At 56.3% G+C, this 18,088-nt stretch carries 17 protein-coding genes and 1 riboswitch; of the genes, 3 read left to right on the top strand and 14 right to left on the bottom strand.

Annotation, left to right across the window (positions count from 1 at the left end):
* Positions 1-75 precede the first annotated feature (75 nt).
* Positions 76-411, top strand: a complete 336-nt coding sequence (gene uspB, locus ACOI6Z_RS17445; RefSeq protein ID WP_002921203.1) for a universal stress protein UspB — start codon at positions 76-78, stop codon at positions 409-411.
* A gap of 59 nt (positions 412-470) precedes the next feature.
* Here uspB and pitA read toward each other — a convergent pair whose 3' ends face one another.
* Positions 471-1,967, bottom strand: a complete 1,497-nt coding sequence (pitA, locus tag ACOI6Z_RS17440) for an inorganic phosphate transporter PitA (RefSeq protein ID WP_004204940.1) — start codon at positions 1,965-1,967, stop codon at positions 471-473.
* Positions 1,968-2,196: 229 nt separating this feature from the next.
* Between pitA and ACOI6Z_RS17435 the strand changes: the two genes are divergently transcribed.
* On the top strand, positions 2,197-3,390 hold the full coding sequence (locus ACOI6Z_RS17435) for an NAD(P)/FAD-dependent oxidoreductase (RefSeq protein WP_065812597.1): 1,194 nt from the start codon (positions 2,197-2,199) through the stop codon (positions 3,388-3,390).
* A 32-nt stretch (positions 3,391-3,422) separates the two neighbouring features.
* On the opposite strand, the gene ACOI6Z_RS17430 is transcribed toward ACOI6Z_RS17435, so the two are convergent.
* The 5 genes from ACOI6Z_RS17430 to ACOI6Z_RS17410 all read right to left on the bottom strand — a co-directional run bounded on the left by ACOI6Z_RS17430 (position 3,423) and on the right by ACOI6Z_RS17410 (position 9,745).
* On the bottom strand, positions 3,423-5,306 hold the full coding sequence (locus ACOI6Z_RS17430) for a sigma 54-interacting transcriptional regulator (protein ID WP_064158029.1): 1,884 nt from the start codon (positions 5,304-5,306) through the stop codon (positions 3,423-3,425).
* A gap of 141 nt (positions 5,307-5,447) precedes the next feature.
* Positions 5,448-6,611, bottom strand: a complete 1,164-nt coding sequence (locus ACOI6Z_RS17425; RefSeq protein WP_064158028.1) for a metallo-dependent hydrolase — start codon at positions 6,609-6,611, stop codon at positions 5,448-5,450.
* Between the two features lie 12 nt (positions 6,612-6,623).
* Positions 6,624-8,018, bottom strand: a complete 1,395-nt coding sequence (locus ACOI6Z_RS17420; protein WP_060589793.1) for a DASS family sodium-coupled anion symporter — start codon at positions 8,016-8,018, stop codon at positions 6,624-6,626.
* A 64-nt stretch (positions 8,019-8,082) separates the two neighbouring features.
* The gene (locus ACOI6Z_RS17415; protein WP_060589791.1) at positions 8,083-8,781 is read right to left on the bottom strand and encodes a methyltransferase; all 699 of its coding nucleotides are present in this window, start codon (positions 8,779-8,781) and stop codon (positions 8,083-8,085) included.
* A 10-nt stretch (positions 8,782-8,791) separates the two neighbouring features.
* Positions 8,792-9,745 (bottom strand): hydroxyacid dehydrogenase, encoded by a 954-nt coding sequence (locus ACOI6Z_RS17410; RefSeq protein ID WP_060589789.1) that lies wholly within the window; start codon positions 9,743-9,745, stop codon positions 8,792-8,794.
* A 335-nt stretch (positions 9,746-10,080) separates the two neighbouring features.
* On the opposite strand from ACOI6Z_RS17410, the gene ACOI6Z_RS17405 reads away from it, so the two are divergent.
* Entirely contained in the window at positions 10,081-10,356 is a 276-nt protein-coding gene (locus ACOI6Z_RS17405; protein ID WP_117145700.1) for a LysR family transcriptional regulator, read from the top strand.
* Positions 10,357-10,390: 34 nt separating this feature from the next.
* On the opposite strand, the gene ACOI6Z_RS17400 is transcribed toward ACOI6Z_RS17405, so the two are convergent.
* The 8 genes from ACOI6Z_RS17400 to ACOI6Z_RS17365 all read right to left on the bottom strand — a co-directional run bounded on the left by ACOI6Z_RS17400 (position 10,391) and on the right by ACOI6Z_RS17365 (position 18,019).
* On the bottom strand, positions 10,391-11,404 hold the full coding sequence (locus tag ACOI6Z_RS17400) for a magnesium transporter (protein WP_065812654.1): 1,014 nt from the start codon (positions 11,402-11,404) through the stop codon (positions 10,391-10,393).
* A gap of 56 nt (positions 11,405-11,460) precedes the next feature.
* A riboswitch (M-box (ykoK) riboswitch) is annotated at positions 11,461-11,642 on the bottom strand.
* A 98-nt stretch (positions 11,643-11,740) separates the two neighbouring features.
* Positions 11,741-12,139 (bottom strand): nickel-responsive transcriptional regulator NikR, encoded by a 399-nt coding sequence (gene nikR, locus ACOI6Z_RS17395; RefSeq protein ID WP_023291271.1) that lies wholly within the window; start codon positions 12,137-12,139, stop codon positions 11,741-11,743.
* Positions 12,127-12,918: a nickel import ATP-binding protein NikE gene (gene nikE / locus ACOI6Z_RS17390; RefSeq protein ID WP_064158312.1), complete on the bottom strand. Its 792-nt coding sequence runs from the start codon at positions 12,916-12,918 to the stop codon at positions 12,127-12,129. Before nikE ends, nikR begins: the two co-directional genes overlap by 13 nt.
* Positions 12,915-13,679 carry a nickel import ATP-binding protein NikD gene (gene nikD, locus ACOI6Z_RS17385; RefSeq protein WP_023291269.1) on the bottom strand — a complete coding sequence of 255 codons (765 nt, stop codon included), beginning with the start codon at positions 13,677-13,679 and terminating at the stop codon, positions 12,915-12,917. Before nikD ends, nikE begins: the two co-directional genes overlap by 4 nt.
* Complete coding sequence (nikC, locus tag ACOI6Z_RS17380; protein ID WP_048298537.1) at positions 13,679-14,512, bottom strand: nickel ABC transporter permease subunit NikC; 834 nt, start codon at positions 14,510-14,512, stop codon at positions 13,679-13,681. The genes nikD and nikC overlap by 1 nt, the downstream gene beginning before the upstream one ends.
* Positions 14,509-15,453 (bottom strand): nickel ABC transporter permease subunit NikB, encoded by a 945-nt coding sequence (gene nikB, locus ACOI6Z_RS17375; protein WP_117129264.1) that lies wholly within the window; start codon positions 15,451-15,453, stop codon positions 14,509-14,511. Before nikB ends, nikC begins: the two co-directional genes overlap by 4 nt.
* Positions 15,453-17,021: a nickel ABC transporter substrate-binding protein gene (nikA, locus tag ACOI6Z_RS17370; protein WP_104466497.1), complete on the bottom strand. Its 1,569-nt coding sequence runs from the start codon at positions 17,019-17,021 to the stop codon at positions 15,453-15,455. Before nikA ends, nikB begins: the two co-directional genes overlap by 1 nt.
* A gap of 137 nt (positions 17,022-17,158) precedes the next feature.
* Positions 17,159-18,019: a LysR family transcriptional regulator gene (locus tag ACOI6Z_RS17365; RefSeq protein WP_050534014.1), complete on the bottom strand. Its 861-nt coding sequence runs from the start codon at positions 18,017-18,019 to the stop codon at positions 17,159-17,161.
* Positions 18,020-18,088 lie beyond the last annotated feature (69 nt).

The raw sequence follows: 18,088 nt of genomic DNA, 5'->3' as shown, positions 1-18,088 counted from the left end.
CGGTATTGTCGTCGGTTATTTGGGGAGCGGTAGCCGCGGAGGGTTTCTCCGTGGGCGGGTCGCCGGGGAGGAGGTATGATCAGCACTATTGCGCTGTTTTGGGCCCTGTGTGTCGTTTGTGTGGTGAATATGGCACGCTACTTCTCATCGTTGCGTGCATTATTGGTTGTGCTACGTGGTTGCGATCCCTTGCTCTATCAGTACGTCGATGGCGGCGGCTTTTTTACCTCGCACGGGCAGCCCAGCAAACAGATGCGCCTGGTGTGGTATATCTATGCCCAGCGCTACCGTGACCATCATGACGATGAATTTATTCGTCGCTGCGAACGTGTTCGTCGCCAGTTTATTCTGACCAGCGCCCTGTGCGGCCTGGTGGTGGTGAGCCTGATTGCGTTGATGATCTGGCACTGACGGCATCTTCGGGATAAAAAAACGGGCCAGCAAGCTGGCCCGTTTTGAACGAATAGCGCTTAAATCAGCTTCAGGGAGAGCCAGTAAAGGACGCCTGAAAGGATAATCGCTGCCGGCAGGGTCAGTACCCAGGCCATCAGAATGCTCGTCACCGTCTTTTTCTGCAGACCACCGCCATCCACCAGCATCGTCCCCGCTACCGAGGAGGAGAGTACGTGGGTGGTGGAGACCGGCATCCCGGTGTAGCTCGCCAGACCGATAGAGACCGCCGCGGTCATCTGCGCCGACATCCCCTGGGCGTAGGTCATGCCCTTCTTACCAATCTTCTCACCGATAGTGGTCGCCACGCGGCGCCAGCCGATCATGGTGCCAATACCCAGCGCCAGCGCGACCGCCATGATAATCCAGATTGGCGCGTACTCGATGGTGCTCAGCATATCGGTTTTCAGTTTCTTCAGCAGACGCTGGTCGTCAGCGCTCACGTCCGGCAGTTTCGCCACTTTGTCGGTAGTGTCGGAGATGCAGAGCATGATGCGACGCAGCTGGCCGCGCTGTTCCGGTTTTAGCGACTCGTAGTTCTCAACGCCGGTCAGCATGGTCTTCACGCGGTCAAGGGCGTTGATGGTGTTCGCCGGATGACAATGAAACTCGCCGTTGGCCGCGGTATTGGTGTCCGGAGAGGGAACCAGCTGGTCAACGCCGGTGGCTTTCTTCAGCAGGTCAGGGCGCTGCTGGAAGAAGGTTTCCACGTTGTTGACCGCATCGCGGGTACGGGTGATTTCGTAACCGGAGGCGTTCATATTCACCACGAAGCCCGCCGGGGCGACGCCGATCAGGACCAGCATCACCAGACCAATGCCTTTCTGTCCATCGTTAGCGCCGTGAGAGAACGACACGCCGATAGCGGACAGGATCAGGGCGATACGGGTCCAGAACGGCGGCTTTTTCTTGCCGTCTTTCTTTTCACGCTCCGCTGGGGTCAGGTGGATACGCGCCCGTTTCTTGGTGCCGCTCCAGTAGCGACGCAGCAGGAAAATCAGGCCGCCCGCGATCACCAGGCCGACGATAGGCGAGATAATCAGCGATCCAAAAATGCCGATGACTTTCGGGATATTCAGCGCGTCAACGACCGACGTACCGGTCATTAAGGCATTGGTGAGACCGATCCCGATGATAGCGCCGATCAGCGTATGGGAACTGGATGCCGGCAGGCCGAAGTACCAGGTACCGAGGTTCCAGATGATCGCCGCCAGCAGCATAGAGAACACCATGGCGAGGCCATGTGCGGAACCCATGTTAAGCAGCAGATCGGTCGGCAGCATATGCACGATGGCATAGGCTACGCTGAGACCCCCCAGCAGAACGCCGAAGAAGTTGAAGAGCGCCGCCATCGCCACAGCGAGCTGTGAGCGCATAGCGCGAGTGTAGATAACCGTAGCCACCGCGTTTGCGGTATCATGGAAACCGTTAATCGCTTCGTAAAACAGTACAAAAGCTAAAGCAAGCAATAATAATAGTCCGGTATGTAAATCCAGACCGGCAAATAAATGTAGCATAGGACGTTACGCCATTTTGAGGACATGAACGCGGCGCATTATCAGTGACTTTAGCGGCGCGGGCAAAGTGAAATATAGACTTTTTTTGATTTTCTTCCTGTTTAGGTTTTACCCTGTTGGGAGTAATCCTATATCTTTCAATGATGTATCTAATGCGGGATTTTTCCCGCTGGTGTGACCAGAGTGAAATATTTACAAAACCCGACAATTGGGGAACGAGGAATGCGCTGTGGAAAGGTTTGATGCCATTGTCGTTGGCGCCGGAGCGGCGGGAATGTTTTGCGCAGCGCAGGCGGGGCAGCTCGGCTGTCGCGTTCTGCTGCTCGACAACGGCAAAAAGCCGGGGCGAAAAATTCTGATGTCCGGCGGCGGTCGCTGCAACTTTACCAATATGTATGTTGAGCCGGCGGCCTATTTGAGCCAAAACCCGCATTTTTGCAAATCTGCCCTGGCGCGCTACACCCAGTGGGACTTTATCGAGCTGGTCGGCAAATATGGCATCGCCTGGCATGAGAAAACCCTCGGTCAGCTGTTTTGCGATGATTCGGCGGAACAGATCGTCAATCTGTTGCTGGCGGAATGCGAAAAGGGCGGTGTGCAGATCCGCCTGCGCAGCGAAATCCTCAGCGTCGAGCGCGACGAGCAAGGCTACCGGCTCCAGGTGAACGGCGAAACGCTGGCGACCAAAAAGCTGGTGATCGCCTCCGGCGGCTTGTCGATGCCGGGCCTTGGCGCCTCGCCGTTCGGCTATAAAATCGCCGAACAGTTCGGCCTGAAGGTGCTGCCGACCCGTGCGGGTCTGGTGCCGTTTACCCTGCACAAGCCGCTGCTTGAGCAGCTGCAGGTTCTCTCCGGCGTCTCGGTGCCGTCGACCATCACCGCCGAGAACGGCACCCTGTTCCGCGAAAATCTGCTGTTCACCCATCGCGGCCTTTCCGGACCGGCGGTGCTACAAATTTCCAGCTACTGGCAGCCCGGCGAGTTCGTCACCGTGAATCTGCTGCCGGACTGCAATCTTGAAGACTTCCTTAATGAGCAGCGCGGCGCGCATCCCAACCAGAGCCTGAAAAACACCCTCGCGATGCAGTTGCCGAAGCGGCTGGTGGAGTGCCTGCAGCAGCTGGGGCAAATTCCTGATGTCACGCTGAAGCAGCTGAACGTTCGCGACCAGCAGGCGCTGGTGGAGACGCTGACCGCCTGGCGCGTACAGCCGAACGGCACCGAAGGCTACCGGACGGCGGAGGTGACCCTCGGCGGCGTGGACACCAATGAGCTCTCGTCGCGTACTATGGAGGCGCGCAAGGCGCCGGGCCTCTACTTTATCGGCGAAGTGATGGACGTCACCGGCTGGCTCGGCGGGTATAACTTCCAGTGGGCGTGGTCAAGCGCCTGGGCCTGCGCGCAGGCGCTGGTGGAAGGGTAACGGCGGTATCGTTCCGGCGGATCGGTTTCGGCTTATCCGCTGATGTTATGCTGCTTCAGTTTTCGCCACAGCGTGGTAGGGCTGATGCCGAGGATGGCGGAGGCTCTGGTTCTGTCGCCATCCGTTTTTTCAATCACGCTCGCAATCAGCTGTTTCTCCTGTTTTTTTAACAGATCGCTCTCATCCGCGACCAGCATGTGGTCAGAAACAAGAGACACGCTCTGGTGGCAGGCCGGCGAGAGGTGACTGATCTGCTGTAAAACCTCTTTGTTCACCGTGTTTCCGTCCAGCAAGACGATAAGACGATAGATGACCGCCTGCAGTTCACGAATATTGCCCGGCCAGTCATAGTTCTGTAGGCAGTTCACGGCATCCGCAGTAAAGGTGAGGTGCTTGTTTTGTTGCTGCAGAAGATGGTGAATCAGCACCATAATATCTTCGGGTCTTTCGCGTAATGACGGGAGCTGCAGTTCAAGGATATTGATTCGGTAATAAAGATCCTGGCGGAACTCCCCGCTGGCGACGAGCTGACCCAGATCTTTATTGCTGGCGGTGATCAGGCGAAAATCGGCTGAGAGCAGGGTGTCGCCACCAAGACGGGAAAATTGCTTCTCCTGCAATACGCGCAGCAGCTTCACCTGGACCGACAGCGGGGCTTCGCTGATCTCATCGATAAATACCGTTCCGTTAGTGGCCATTTCAAAGACCCCGGGCTTGCCTCCCTTCCGCGCGTTGGTAAACGCGCCTTCGGCATAACCGAACAGTTCGCTTTCCAGCAGGCTCTCCGGTATAGCCGCGCAGTTAAGCGCGACAAAAGGACCATGGCTTCGGGCGCTAACGTGATGAATACTCTGGGCAAACAGCTCTTTCCCCGTGCCGGTGTCGCCCAGGATATGGACCGGAAGCTCATGTTGAGCGCACAGCCTGGCTTTTTGTATCACCTGATGCATGATCGGCGATTGCGCAATAATATTGTCAAAAGAGTAGCTGGTGGCATAGCCGCGTAAGTGACTTTTCTTACTGGTAGTCTGCTGCCAGAGCGTACTTTCCTGGCTTAAGCCGGTGATGACGGCATAGCTGTTGTGGCGATTAGAAAAATGCCGGACGGAGAGACTAACAAGTGTGCCATTAATTTCGATAGCTTGCTCTTTGACGTTGGACTCATTAATCATACTGGCATAGATATCTTTAAAAACCTCTTTTTTAAATAATTTGTCACCCACCTGACATTGAAATAAGGTCATGCCGATAGCATTAATATGAATAATCTCACCCAGCTGATCAACGCACATAATTCCTTCGCGGGATTGGTTGAGCGCCGCATGGCTCATCACTAACTTTAAATTTTCCCGATTGATATATTTTAGTAAGCCATGAGCTTCATTAATTGCTTGTTCAATAGAATTATTGTCAGCATCGCCTTCAATAACGTTGAGATTGTATTTCTTGGCCATTTCGGCGACCGTTAAACCGCCAATGACCATATGGTAATCATTTTCAGACAGGTTTTTTATAACATTTTCAATATCATGATGGTTATAGACCTGGCAAATCTTAAACTCGTCGTTGGTCATGCTTTGGTAATGCCGCAGCGCCCGGCAAAACTGGGGGAAACCGATGGCGGCGATTTTCTGCGATGTATTCTTGGCTTCCTGCAGGATGCGGTATACGCCATGAAAATCATGGGCGATTTCGATCACCGGAATGGGAATGTTATTGCGAAGCAGGGCGGCGGTACCGCCTCGGCTAATAATGATTCGGGTACCGGATTGGATCATTTCGTTGGCTTTATTGAGGACATCAGAATAACGAAACTCATAGACGGGGATTTCCAGTTTGCGCTCAATAAGGACATTGATAATTCGTTGGGTAATAGTGCTGGAAACTGAGAAGATGACAATTTCATTATTCTTCATACATTATTCACTTATCGGCTCAAGATTGGCTAAAATCATTATAATTTTAAGGTGCAGATAAATAATGACGAAGGTCATGGAAGGTGGGTTTTATCGTACCAGCCTTACGCCTGGAAAGACGCAAGGCTGGTGGCTGGCGAATTAGAATCGCAGACGGCGATAAACGATCTGTCCGTTACAGATAGTGGCGCAGTTATCGAGGTAGCGATCACCCTCCAGGGTTTTTCCCCCGGTATCTTCAAACATAATTTTATCTTTGCGTAATTTCACAATGGAAATATCGGCAAGAGCATTTGGCGCCAGAGTACCAATCTGCCCTTGCATTTTCATCAGGCGAGCCGGAGTGGCGGTGACGGCGCGGATGACGTCAAAGAAGGACATGCCCATATTGAGATATTTCGACATCACATGCAGCAGGCTATAGACCTTGTCGGTACGCAAGCTATTACGCAGGGTTAAATCGGTACTGATGATATCAGGGTAGAATCCCTGCTCCATCGCCGATTGCGCCACCTCAAAATCAAAGTGGGCGACACCGTTTGAACAATCGAAGATCACCCCCCGGGACTGCGCTTCTTTGATGGCGGCATAGACCTGCCCCTGTTCATTGAGAATGGAATGACCGGTACCGTGGAAACAGTGCGCGTAGATGTCACCCTCCTCGAAATAGCGGATCAGCTCATCGGCGCATAACAGGGAGTCGGTGACATGCACGCAAATGGAGGTATCCAGTTTTCGCGCCAGGGAGACCGTAGCTAACAGCGGATCGCTGGCATACTGTTTGCCCCGGGCGATATCCTGGCTATAGCGTAATTTCAAGCCCAGAATGTTGTCTTTATTGTCATTCAGCGTCTGGGCAATTTTTTCCTCGTTGTAATTTGCTGGATTGGTATTTTCAAGATAGCCGGTTGGCCCACCGCCAAGGGTCGAAAGGCCAACGTTGACCACGTTTAAATAGCTCTTGATTTTCACCATCGCCGGATGAATCACGCTATTACGAAATAGCGAATAGTTTACCCATCCGCTGCTCCCGGCATCGACCATGCTGGTGACGCCGTTTGGTAAACAGACGATGTCGGGGTTGACGCTAATCGCCGTTCCGCCATGAAAAACGTGCCCATGAAAGTCGATGAGCCCGGGAAGAACAATACAGCCTGAGGCATCAATAACGGTTTCTGCCTGTCGTTCATCCTGATGCGTGATATCAACGATGCGGTTACCCTTAATACCAATATCGGCGTTGATATAAGTTCGGTTTTCCATATCGGCGATCTGGCCGTTTTTAATGACTATATCCAGTTTCATTTTATGCTCCTGTCAGATACCGATAAGCTTCCAGTAAGGAATACCGATTAAGAAAAATATCAATACGTTAACCACAACCATAATGGTGCCGAGCATCCAGAACGTTTTTTGCGGCACGTATCCGCTGGAGAAGGTAAACACGCCAGCCCCATTACCATAGTGGGTCAATAACGCGCCATAGCCTGCGGAGAAGGCCAGAGAGAGCGCCACGTACATAGGATGTGCCTGCGTGGTCATTCCGAGGGTAAAGAGTACCGGATAGAAAGAGACGACAAAGGCGCTGTTTGAGACGAAGAAATAGCGGACCGCGAGGCTGATAAACACCAGCACAGCAATCGCGCTGAATTCACTCAAATGCGAGAGATCGAGATAATTTTTAATCACGTCGACCAGGTAAACATAGAATCCGCCTTTTGACAGCGCGACCGCGCAGCCGTAGAAGGCGCCGTACCAGACAAAAGTTTGCCAGGCTGATTTTTCGCTGACTACGTCATTCCAGCTCAGTACGCCGAAAAGCAACAGACAAGCGAGGAAGGCGAGTCCCACGGGAATAAAGGCAATGCCGGTGATAGACCCCGTCATCCAGCCTAACACGCCAAGAATAAAGAACGCGATTAACAGCTTCTCTTCGCGTTTTACCGGCCCTAATTCATTGAGTCCCTTTTCCGCAATTTCATTGACGTTCGTAATGACTTTCAGTTCCGGAGCATAGATTTTATACAGGATCCAGGGCGCCAGAATGAGCACCAGTCCCGCCGGGACAATGGCGGCTTTAAACCAGGTCATCCACTCAAGATTAACCTTCATAATCTCATTGGCTAATGAAACGGTGATCGAGTTGGTGGCCATCCCGGTCAGGAACAGGCTGGAGGTTCCCATCGAGACGACGTACATCAAAATAGTCAGGTAGGCGCCGATTTTGCGGCTGCCGTCGTCGGGTTTCGAGCCAAGCGCTTCGGCGATATTCCTGAAAATGGGGTAGGTAATCCCTCCCGAACGCGACATGTTTGAACCGGTCGCTGGGGCCAGCACGGTATCGGTGACCATCATCAAATACCCGAGCGTCAGGGTATTTTTGCCGTAGCGTTTGAGTAACAGATAAGCAATGCGTTTACCTAACCCGGTAATGACAAACGCTTTGCAAATAATAAAAGCGCTGATAATAAACCATACCATTGGGCTGCCAAATCCTGCGAATAGCGGACCGGGGTCGAGTACCAGAGAGGCGAATCCCAAAATAATCAGCATAATCACCGAATCGGTAAACGGGCGTAAAACCAGGCCACAGAGCATGGCCAGATAAATACCAACCATATGCCATGTCGGGGCGGCAACGCCTTCCGGATGCGGTATTATCCAAAATAAAACAGGGAAAAAGATAATCGGCAAGAGTTTTAAATAAAGCATTTTTGTTACCTTTGCTTTAAGGCCACGGCAGTTAAATGACCGTGGCTTATATTATTCAATCGAATTAACGATATGTGTCGTCGATAAATTCGACGCCGGTTGCATCCAGCGATTTTCTAACCCATTGGCGGTTGGCGGTGCCGTTTTTGGCGGCATCCACTTTACTGGAGTCGAATTTGGCGTACTCTTTCGCTTTATCCAGCACAGTCTCTGCATCGCTCAGTGGGATGACAATGACGCCATCCGCATCACCGACAATCAGATCGCCGGGACAGACCGCGACGCCGCCCACGGCAATAGGGGTATTCACTTCCCCTGGACCCATTTTGAACGGGCCCGCCGGGTTCGAACCGGTGGCATAGAGCGGAAAATCAAGAACCGATAGCGCGTCGATATCGCGAATTGGCCCGTCGAGCACGATGCCGGCAATGTTCTTCATGTGGTGGGCATACGCCACCATGATTTCGCCCATCAACGCCCGCGAGCGATCTCCTTCGTTAGAGACCACAATGACGTCATTTTCCCCCGCCATATCCAGGGCGGCATGGAGCATCAAATTGTCGCCGGCGCGTGCTTTTACCGTAATAGCGAAGCCGGCCATTATCGGTTTTTTGGGTGAGGAAATGCGCTTGATGCCGTTGCCTAATACCGCAATACGGTTCATGGTGTCAGCAATATTTGCCGCCGGCAGGTGCTCATATTCTTTCAGCAGTGCAATATTTCCCGCCGGACGTTTTAAAAATACACGGTTACCAATAGTCATCTCTTGCTCCTTAAAAACCTGGGACCGGCCAGGACGGTTTTTTACCCGATAACACTTCGTCAATACCGATGGCGGAATGCAGGGAAGCCCTGTCAGTCGCTTCGATGGTGGCAGCACCGATATGAGGACCGATGACGATATTGCTCAATGCGAAAATAGGATCGTTGGCATCGAAGGGTTCTTTCTTTAAAACATCAACGCCGGCGCCGGCGATAATTTGCTGGCTTAAGGCGTGATAAAGCGCGCGCTCATCGACGAGCTTGCCGCGGGCGGTATTAATGAAATAGGCGCTGGGTTTCATCATCGAGAACTGTTTTTCGCCGACAAAGTCGGTGGTTTCCGCCGTTGTTGGGCAGTGCAGCGAAACGAAATCACTCTCTTTGAAAATACGGTCGAAATCGTCAGTGAGTTCGACACCTTCGGGGATCTGCTGCTGTGTTTTATAGGGATCATAGGCAATGACTTTCATATTAAAGCCATGCAGTGCTTTGATCGCGACGCGCGAGCCAATATTTCCTACGCCAATTAAACCCAGGGTTTTACCGTCAAGTTCAACTTTCGGCGTGCGCAATTTTGCCCAATAATAATCTTCAAGCATTTTCTCTTCGACCAGCTTGAAATTACGTGAGCAGTGCAGCATATAAAATATTGTCAGTTCAGCGACCGACATGCTATTGGCTAGCGGGGCATTTAATACCACAACGCCATGACGTTTGGCTGACTCCAGATCCACGGTATCGTAACCCGCGCCATGGCGGGCCACCACTTTCAGCTTTTTAGCGGCTTCAAATACGCGGTCGGACATTTTTGAAAGGCGTACGATAATACCGTCACAGTCGCCGATATCACGAATGATATCTTCTTCTTCCATCCCCGAACCTTTAATTAGCTGATAACCTCGGCTTTCCAGGTACGCTCTCCCTTCGGCCATGATCTCTTGCGGGAGTAGAATTTTATACGTCATGTCAATTTCTCCAGTGTTGTTTACGAGGAGGTAAATGCATGCCGGATGCCATAAATGATTTCAGCGTTGACTTTATTTTTAATCTGTTGAAATTAAAATAATTTTTATTTTGTTAATTATTGGTAAATTGTTTTTGTGGTGATGGGTGTCACATATTCATATTAGGCGTTATCACCTGGTTTTTTCATTGTGAAATGGCTGAATTGCAAAATTAAATAACAGTGTTATGCATTTCACATTGTTGCTTGACAGAGCCTGGGTCGAGAGGCATTGACATTTTGTTGTCGGTTAACTAAAACGAAGCGGGATGAATAAATACACAGGATGTATTGATCGTGAATAATACCCAGATTGAAATCTTCAGCGTCATGGTTCAAACGGAAAATATTCATCATGCTGCGCAACGGCTTGGCATTGATGCTGCTGCTGTCACCACCAGTATTTGTGCGCTGGAGAACGAGATTGGTTTTAATCTCATCTTGCGAGGAAAAAATATCAGGAAGGTGATATTAACGGAAAAGGGAAGGGCTTTTTATAAGCTGACGCCGCAGATCCTCGGCATACTGCATGCTATCGCGACTATTCGCCGCGCAAAGCACCTGGCTGAATAAGCCCGGCGCCAGTCGGCCGGGCTGTGGCATGGCGTCAGTTCAACCCGAGAAAATACTGGGCGATTTTGAAATAGATGATCAGTCCGGTGCCATCGATCAGCGTGGCGATAAACGGTGCGGAAACCACCGCCGGGTCGATGCCGATCCGTTTAAGCACCATCGGGATGACCGACGAGACAATCGCGCTCCACAGGGTAATGCATACCAGCGTCAGGCTGACGATCAGCGTGATTTCCATGCCGATGCCCATCATCCAGGCGCGCAGGCAGCCCGCCAGCCCCAGCGTTAAGGCAATCAGAAACGAGGTCGATACCTCTTTGCGGATCACCCGCCCCATATCGCGCAGCCGTACTTCTCCCAGCGCCATCGAGCGCACCAGCGTCGAGGTGATCTGCGTTCCGCTGTTGCCGCCGGTACCGATGAGCAGCGGAATAAAGAAGGCCAGCGCGATGGCCGATTCCAGCGCCTCTTCAAAATGCTGCAGCACGCTGCTGGTGTAGGCTTCGGCCACGAACAGCAGCAGCAGCCACACCGAGCGTTTCTTCCACAGCGTCCAGGGGCTGATGTCCAGATACGGTTTTTCCAGCGGCAGCGTCGCCCCCTGCAGTTGGGCGTCCTCGGTGACGTCATCCTCCAGCAGATGGGCGATCTCCTTTTCCATCAGGCAGCCGACCAGCTCGCCTTTATCGACGACGGGAACCAGGTCGAGGCCGCGCTCGTTGAGCTCGGCTATCACCTGCGGGCGTTCATCGTCAGGTTTGACGCGGAACAGGCAGCTGTCCATCAGGTAGCGGATAGACTGCCCGACATCCCCTTCCTGCAGTAGCTTTTTGACCGACAGGCTGCCGCGCAGCTTCTTGCCGGCGACCACAAACACCTGGCCGGGAATATCATCGCTGGTGAGCTGTGAGATAAAGTGCTCCCGCGCCTCATAGACGCTGAGATGTTCCTGCAGCGTAATAAAGTCGGTACGCATGTACTGGGCGATGGCATCGCCGTCGAAGCCAGAGGTCGCCTGATGGGCGGCGCAGAGTTGAATGGAAGACATGATTAAAATCCCTATAAAAAATCACTCATAGGGGCGAACAAGACAGGGTTAGCGCAGGCAGATCCCTACGTCCTGGTTTTAGCACTGCATAACGTATCTGAACGGTCATGACCGCCAGAAGTTACCTTGGCAACACCTTGATTCGATGGAAGCCTGTATTTCCCTGAGTGGTCTCTCTCGATACCAACAGGGCGGTAACTTGTATTTATGCAGGAGCCTCGCCATAACGAGATCGTTAAATGAGGCGCCATTATTGGCGAAGAGGGATAATTCACAAAGCGTATAGTTTATGTGGTTTATCAACTGTTGATAAACCACCCACTCATTTTCAAATAGTTAATCATCCGCTAAACACTGCAAATGCCCATGGCGCACACCGCGCTGGGCAATCACGTCGTCGGCAAAATGCTGCACCTCGGCCATGTCTCCCTTCAGCACCGCAATCTCCAGGCAGTCGTCATGGCTGATATGCACATGCAGCGTGGCGACGGAGAGATCGTGATGATGATGCTGGGTGGCCACCAGCCGGCTCGCCAGTTCGCGTTTTTCATGCTCGTAGACATATGACAGGACGGCATAACCGCGCCGCGGCTCCGACGGCGCGGGATCCTGGTTGAGGGCGTCGCGCAGAATATCGCGTACCGCCTCCGAACGGTTATGGTAGCCGCGGCGGGCGCTGAGCGCATCGAGAGCGGCCAGCAGGTCATCATCAAGGGTCAGGGTTACGCGCTGCATGGCATGGCCTCGTTGAGCAGAGTGGCAGGAAAAGGTGGCAGCACCGCCTGCTGGAGCGCCTGTCCGGCAGGAGAGCGCAGGCGCAGCGGTAGACTGACCGTTGCGGTTTCGACGATGCGTCCGTGCTCCATCACCAGCACCCGCTGGCAAAAGCGCTCCACCAGCCGCAGGTCGTGGGTAATGAACAGGCAGGCGGTGCCAAACCGGGCCTGCAGGCGCTTCAGCAGGGCGATAATCTCCGCCTGCAGCAGCAGATCGAGATTCGAGACCGCTTCATCCAGGATCAACAGCTGCGGCCGCACCGCCAGGGCGCGAGCCAGGCAGACGCGCTGCAGCTGTCCGCCGCTGAGCTGTGCCGGGCGTTTATCGAGCAGCGTCGTGGAAAGGTCGACCGCGTGCAGCATCTCTTCCACCCGCCGTGCGCGCTCCTCGCGCGACAAGCGGAACAGATGGCGCAGCGGCTCGCTGACGATCTCGCGCACCGTTTTGCGCGGATTCACCGCGCTGAAGGCGTCCTGAAACACCAGCTGAATATCACGGCGGAAGGCGCCGATGGCCTCACCCTTCAGGGCGGTCAGCGGTGTGCCGCGCCAGACAATATCGCCGTGCTGCGGCGTTTCCAGGCCCACCAGCATCCGCGCCAGGGTGCTCTTGCCGCAGCCGCTGCGCCCGAGCAGGGCCACCGTTTCGCCGGGGGCGATGGCGAGTTGGATCTCGTGCAGGACCCTGCCGTGGCGGGGGTAATCGTGGCTCACCCCGTTGACGCTGAGTAAATTCATGCTGTTTTCTCCAGTCCGTACAGCGCCAGATGCGCCGCCAGCAGGCGCTGGCTCAGCGGGTGCTGTGGGGCGCTGAACAGCGTGTTTACATCGCACTGTTCAACGAGGCGACCGTTCTCCATGACCGTCACGTCATCCGCCAGCCGCGCCACAACGCCCATGTCATGCGTCACCAGCAGCAGCCCCAGACCGCGGCTGGCGACGATATCCGCCAGCAGATCGAGGATCCGCGCCTGGGCGATGGCATCGAGGTCGGTGGTCGGTTCGTCGGCGATGATAAAGGGCGCGCGGCTGAGCAGGGCGAGGGCGATCATCATCCGCTGCAGCATGCCGCCGCTCATCTCGAAGGGATAGCGGCTGAGCAGCGAGCGCGGATTATCCAGACCCACCTCTTCCATCACCGCCAGCAGGGCGGCGTCATTCGCTTCGCGGCCCGCCGCCCGGCAAGTTTCCCGGGCGTGGGCGGCCATGGTATGCAGCGGATTAAAGGCGCTGCGTGGGTTCTGCATGATGGTAGCGATAGTCGCGCCGCGCAGCTGTTCGCCGTGCACCGGCATGCCGTCAAGCAACACCCGGCCGGCGGTCTGGCTGACGCCGGGCGGCAGCAGGCCCAGCGCGGCGGCGCAGGTAAGCGATTTCCCGCTGCCGCTGCTGCCGAGCAGCGCCAGCACCTTGCCGCGGCGCAGGGTAAGAGAGACGTCGCTGACCAGCGGGCGGTCGGCGGCAAGGGCGATCTGTTGCAGTTGGATCTTTTGCGGCATCAGTGGCTATGCTCCGCGATCAGGTGAGGATCGAGGCGATCGCGCAGCGCGTCGCCCAGCAGGTTAAAGGCCATCACGCTGATGAACAGCGCCAGCCCCGGCCAGACCATCTGCAGCGGCTGGGTCCAGATATACTGCCGGGCGTCGTTGATCATCACCCCCCATTCCGCCGTCGGCGCGCTGACGCCGAGGCCAAGGAACGACATACCGGCCACGTGAAGCATCATATGGCCGATATCCAGTGAGGCGAGCACCAGCAGCGAGGGGATCACCGCCCCTGCCAGATGGTCGCTGAACAGCCGCCACTGGCTGGCGCCGCTCAGGCGGGCGGCGAGGATAAATTCGCGCTGGCGCAGGGAGACCACCAGATTACGCACCATTCTGGCGTACCAGGCCCAGTGCGATAGCGCAATGGCGAGGATCACGTTGGTCAGCCCGGTGCCGAGCACCCCCACCATAAAGAACGACAGGATCGAGGTTGGAAAGGTCATAAACAGTTCGGCGAGGCGCATCAGGCCGCGGTCAGCGCGGCCGCCCAGCAGCCCGGCGCTGCCGCCAACCGCCAGACCGATCAGTAGCACCAGCAGCAGGCAGGCCATTACCGCCCCCAGCGAGACGCGGGTGGCGGCCAGCAGGCGCGAGAAAATATCCCGTCCTAGATGATCGGTCCCCAGCCAGTGCGCTGCCCCTGGCGGCAGCAGTCGCTGCTGCAGGTTAATCGCCGCCGGATCCGAGGGGAGCCACCAGCCGCTGCCGATGGCGATGACCGCCAGCAACGCAATAACCAGCAGGGCCAGTTTCACCGGCCAGCGGAAGTTTCGCAGCCATCTCATACGCTCACCTCCTCATGGCGGCGCAGGCGCGGGTCGAGCGCCGCGTTGAGCACATCCACCGCCAGGTTAGCCAGCACGAACACCGTGACCATCATCAGCGTAAAGCACTGAATCACCGGGTAATCGCGATTGAAGATCGCGGAAACCGCGTAGCGGCCGACCCCCGGCCAGGCAAAGATATTTTCGATAATCATGGTGCCGCCGATCAGCTCGCCAATGTGCATGCCCATGGCGGTCACCACCGGCAGGGTGGCGTTGCGCAGGATATGCCGCCGCTCCACCTGGCGCGCGCTCAAGCCGCGCAGCCGCGCCCACACCACGTGACGCTGGCTGGAGACCTCCAGCATGCTGGCGCGCAGCAGGCGGGCGTTGATCGCCAGCGACATAAAGGCGATGGAGACGGCGGGCAATATCAGGTGCTGCCAGTCGCCGTACCCCATCGCCGGAAGCCACTGCAGATGCACGGAAAAAAGCATCACCAGCAGAAAGGCCAGCCAGAAGTTCGGCATCGACACGCCGAGGAAGGCAATCAGCCGCACAGCAAAGTCAGGCAGGCGATCGCGATGGCGCGCCGCCCAGATCCCCAGCGGCAGCGAGGTGACGAGGATCAGCGCCAGCGCCGCGCCGGTGAGCAGCAGGGTGGCCGGCAGGAAGTGCAGCAGGTCATCCAGCACCGGTCGCCGGGTGGCATAGGAGAGGCCAAAGTCCAGGTGCAGCGCCCGCCACAGCCAGTGCAGATACTGCATCGCCAGCGGCTGGTTGAGCCCCAGCAGTTCGCGGGTCGAGGCGACCATCTCTTCAGTGGGCGGCAGGTTCGACAGGCGTAAATAATTCAGCGCCGGGTCGCCGGTGCCGAGCCGCAGCAGCAGAAAGATGATGGCGGAGGCGGCGAGCAGCAGCGGGATCAGCAGCAGCAGGCGGCGTAAAATATAGCGTAACATTATGGCGTTACCGGTTTAATCTGGTCGAAAGGGATCTCGGTGCTCACCGGCGCGAACGGGATCTCCCCGACCTCCTGACGCGCAACCGACATCAGCGAGACATAGCTGATGGGCAGGTACACCGCGTCCTGGTGCAGGCGGCTCAGCACATCGTGGTACAGCCGTTTCCGCTGCGCCTCGTCGCTGGTGGTCAGCACCTCGCTAATCTCTTTATCAATCAGCCCTTTGTCGGGCAGGTCGCGCTGGGCCTGATAATCGGCATGGGAGGGTACGCGCATCGAGCTTAAAAAGGCATGCGGATCGTAGGGGGCGCCCCAGGTGCGATTGAAGATCATGCCGAACCGGCCTTCGCGCTGGCGCGCATAGATGCTGCTCTCCTCCTCGCCGACCAGGGTGACGCGGACGCCGACCTCCCGCAGATTGGCCTGAATAATTTCGGCCATCGATTTAGCCAGCGCGTCGGTGCCGATAAACGCCAGCTCAATCGCCAGCGGTTGCCCGGCCTTTTGTCGCCAGGGCTGGCCTTCCGGTTGCTGCCAGCCGGCCTGCGCCAGCAGGGCGCGGGCTTTTGCCGGGTCGTAACGGCGCGGCGTCAGATCCTGCGGGGCGTAGGGGACCGAGGGCGCAAACAGGGTGTCGGCAACCTGCTGGGTGCCGTAGAGCACGCTATCGACGAGGGTCTGCTTGTCGACGGCGTAGTTGAGCGCCTCGCGCACCGCCTGCTCGCGGGTCGGGCCCTGGCTGGCGTTCAGCGCCAGCATCACCGTCTCCGCCGGGGCGGAGAGACGAGCTGCGTAGCCGGGGTGATGACGAAAGCGTTCGAAGGTATCCAGCGGCAGCAGCCCCTCGTCGCCGTAGAGCATGTCGATTTCTCCGGTTTCGAACGCCACCGCGCGGCTGGTGGCGTCGGGGATCACTTTGATGGTGATTTGCTGTAGCGCGGGTTTATTACCCCAGTAGCGTTCGTTGCGTACCAGCACGTCGCGCTGATTGAGCTGCGAACTCGCCAGTCGCCACGGCCCGGTGCCGATCGGGGCTTTGATGCCGTTGGCGGTGCCGCCATCGATAAACTGCGAGGGGGCGATAAAGCGGAACGGGCGCGGCAGGGCCAGCTCTTGGAGTAAGGGGGCGTAGGCGCTTTTCAGAGTGAGCTGCAGCTCGCTGGCGCTGAGCGCCCGCACGTCGGTTATCTGATTGGCGAGCTCAAGCCAGGCGTGGCGTTGGCGGTTGGCGAGCACCGCCTGGAAATTAGCCGCCGCGGCCTGGGCGTTAAAGGGTTCGCCGTTGGAGAAGGTCACATCCTCGCGCAGGGTAAACCACCAGGTTTTACCATCGGCGGAGTGGCGCCAGCGGGTCGCCAGCCAGGGCTGCACGCTGCCGTCAGCCTGATACTTCACCAGCGGTTCATAGACCATGCTTTGAGCAAACATCTGGTTGGGCGTATAGAGATGCGGATTCAGCGGGCCGACGTTCACCGGCCAGGCGGTAGTAAGCGAGTGCTGCGCGGCCTGAGCCAGCAGAGGGGCGCAGGCGACCAGCGCCAGCAGAGTGAGGCGGAAAATAGACAAGACGGCGTTCTCAGCGACAGGAAAGTATGACGATTTTAGTGATTCATCATACTTTCGGAGTAACCTGGATCAATATTGCGCCGGAAAGTATAAGTAATCCGTATGATTATGCGCAGGGGCAGGCGCCGCCTTACCCCTCAGGGCGCCCGGAACAACCCCAGCAGCGTGGCCACCTGTTCGTCGATCGGCGCCAGATCCCGCTTGACGATCAGATGCAGCGGCGTCGCGCGGCGCGCGCCGTGGCTGAGGGGCAGCCGCTTCAGCACGCCCTGATCGAGATGGGAACGAATGCGCTCTTCCGGCAGCCAGCCGAAGCCGACCTGATACATCACCGCATCAATGGCCGCGTCAATGGTGGAGAAGGTCCAGGCGTCACGCGTCGCCTGGCCATCGCCGGTCTGGTCGGCAATGCGCACCAGCGGCCATGGCGCCAGCGCGCTATCCTCCAGCGGACCGTCGAGGGCGGCGAGAGGATGGTCGCGGTGGGCGACGGCGATAAAATCAATATTCATCAGCCACTCTCCGCGGCCGGTAATATCCTGGCGGCGGGTCAGAACCATGACATCGGCTTCCGTTCGCGCCGCGCCCTCGTCATCAATATTTTCCAGCACTTCGGTGAGTCTGACCTGAGTCTGCGGATAACGCTGCTGAAACTGGCGCAAAATGGCGAACAGCCGCTGGCGCGGGAAAATGCTGTCGACCACCAGGTCCAGACGGGTGCGCGCTCCGTTGCGCAGAGTGGCAGCATGCGTCTCAACGTAGGCGAAGGCCTGCAGCAACGGTTTGACCTGATTCAGCAGCAGTTCGCCGGCCGGGGTCAGCACCGCCCGCCGACCGGACGGCGCCAGCAGCGCCACCCCTAAGCGCTCCTGCAGCAGCGCGAGGTTATAGCTCACCGAAGACTGACTGCGGTTGGTCTCCTCCGCCGCTCTGGCAAAGCTCCCGAGTTCCACTACCTTTTCAAGTAATGCCCACTGCTCCAGGGTTGTCTTGTGCATAATCAATCTAAAATTTGGATGTATTTAATCCAAACATAGCGTTATTCATTCAATTTTTAAAGACGTATG

Origin of the sequence: Klebsiella sp. C239, assembly GCF_048822715.1 — a bacterium.
GTDB lineage: Bacteria > Pseudomonadota > Gammaproteobacteria > Enterobacterales > Enterobacteriaceae > Klebsiella > Klebsiella quasipneumoniae.
The sequence above is the reverse complement of the archived record's forward strand: the minus strand, read 5'-3'. Positions and strand labels throughout refer to the sequence as shown.

Bases quoted from the DNA above. Each gene is read 5' to 3' on its own strand.
- ACOI6Z_RS17425 (WP_064158028.1), bottom strand. From the start codon at position 6,611: ATGAAACTGGATATAGTCATTAAAAACGGCCAGATCGCCGATATGGAA.
- nikC (WP_048298537.1), bottom strand. From the start codon at position 14,512: ATGAGATGGCTGCGAAACTTCCGCTGGCCGGTGAAACTGGCCCTGCTG.
- ACOI6Z_RS17365 (WP_050534014.1), bottom strand. From the start codon at position 18,019: ATGCACAAGACAACCCTGGAGCAGTGGGCATTACTTGAAAAGGTAGTG.
- uspB (WP_002921203.1), top strand. From the start codon at position 76: ATGATCAGCACTATTGCGCTGTTTTGGGCCCTGTGTGTCGTTTGTGTG.
- pitA (WP_004204940.1), bottom strand. From the start codon at position 1,967: ATGCTACATTTATTTGCCGGTCTGGATTTACATACCGGACTATTATTA.
- ACOI6Z_RS17420 (WP_060589793.1), bottom strand. From the start codon at position 8,018: ATGCTTTATTTAAAACTCTTGCCGATTATCTTTTTCCCTGTTTTATTT.
- ACOI6Z_RS17400 (WP_065812654.1), bottom strand. From the start codon at position 11,404: ATGTCTTCCATTCAACTCTGCGCCGCCCATCAGGCGACCTCTGGCTTC.
- ACOI6Z_RS17430 (WP_064158029.1), bottom strand. From the start codon at position 5,306: ATGAAGAATAATGAAATTGTCATCTTCTCAGTTTCCAGCACTATTACC.
- nikR (WP_023291271.1), bottom strand. From the start codon at position 12,139: ATGCAGCGCGTAACCCTGACCCTTGATGATGACCTGCTGGCCGCTCTC.
- nikE (WP_064158312.1), bottom strand. From the start codon at position 12,918: ATGAATTTACTCAGCGTCAACGGGGTGAGCCACGATTACCCCCGCCAC.
- ACOI6Z_RS17410 (WP_060589789.1), bottom strand. From the start codon at position 9,745: ATGACGTATAAAATTCTACTCCCGCAAGAGATCATGGCCGAAGGGAGA.
- ACOI6Z_RS17415 (WP_060589791.1), bottom strand. From the start codon at position 8,781: ATGACTATTGGTAACCGTGTATTTTTAAAACGTCCGGCGGGAAATATT.
- nikB (WP_117129264.1), bottom strand. From the start codon at position 15,453: ATGTTACGCTATATTTTACGCCGCCTGCTGCTGCTGATCCCGCTGCTG.
- nikD (WP_023291269.1), bottom strand. From the start codon at position 13,679: ATGCCGCAAAAGATCCAACTGCAACAGATCGCCCTTGCCGCCGACCGC.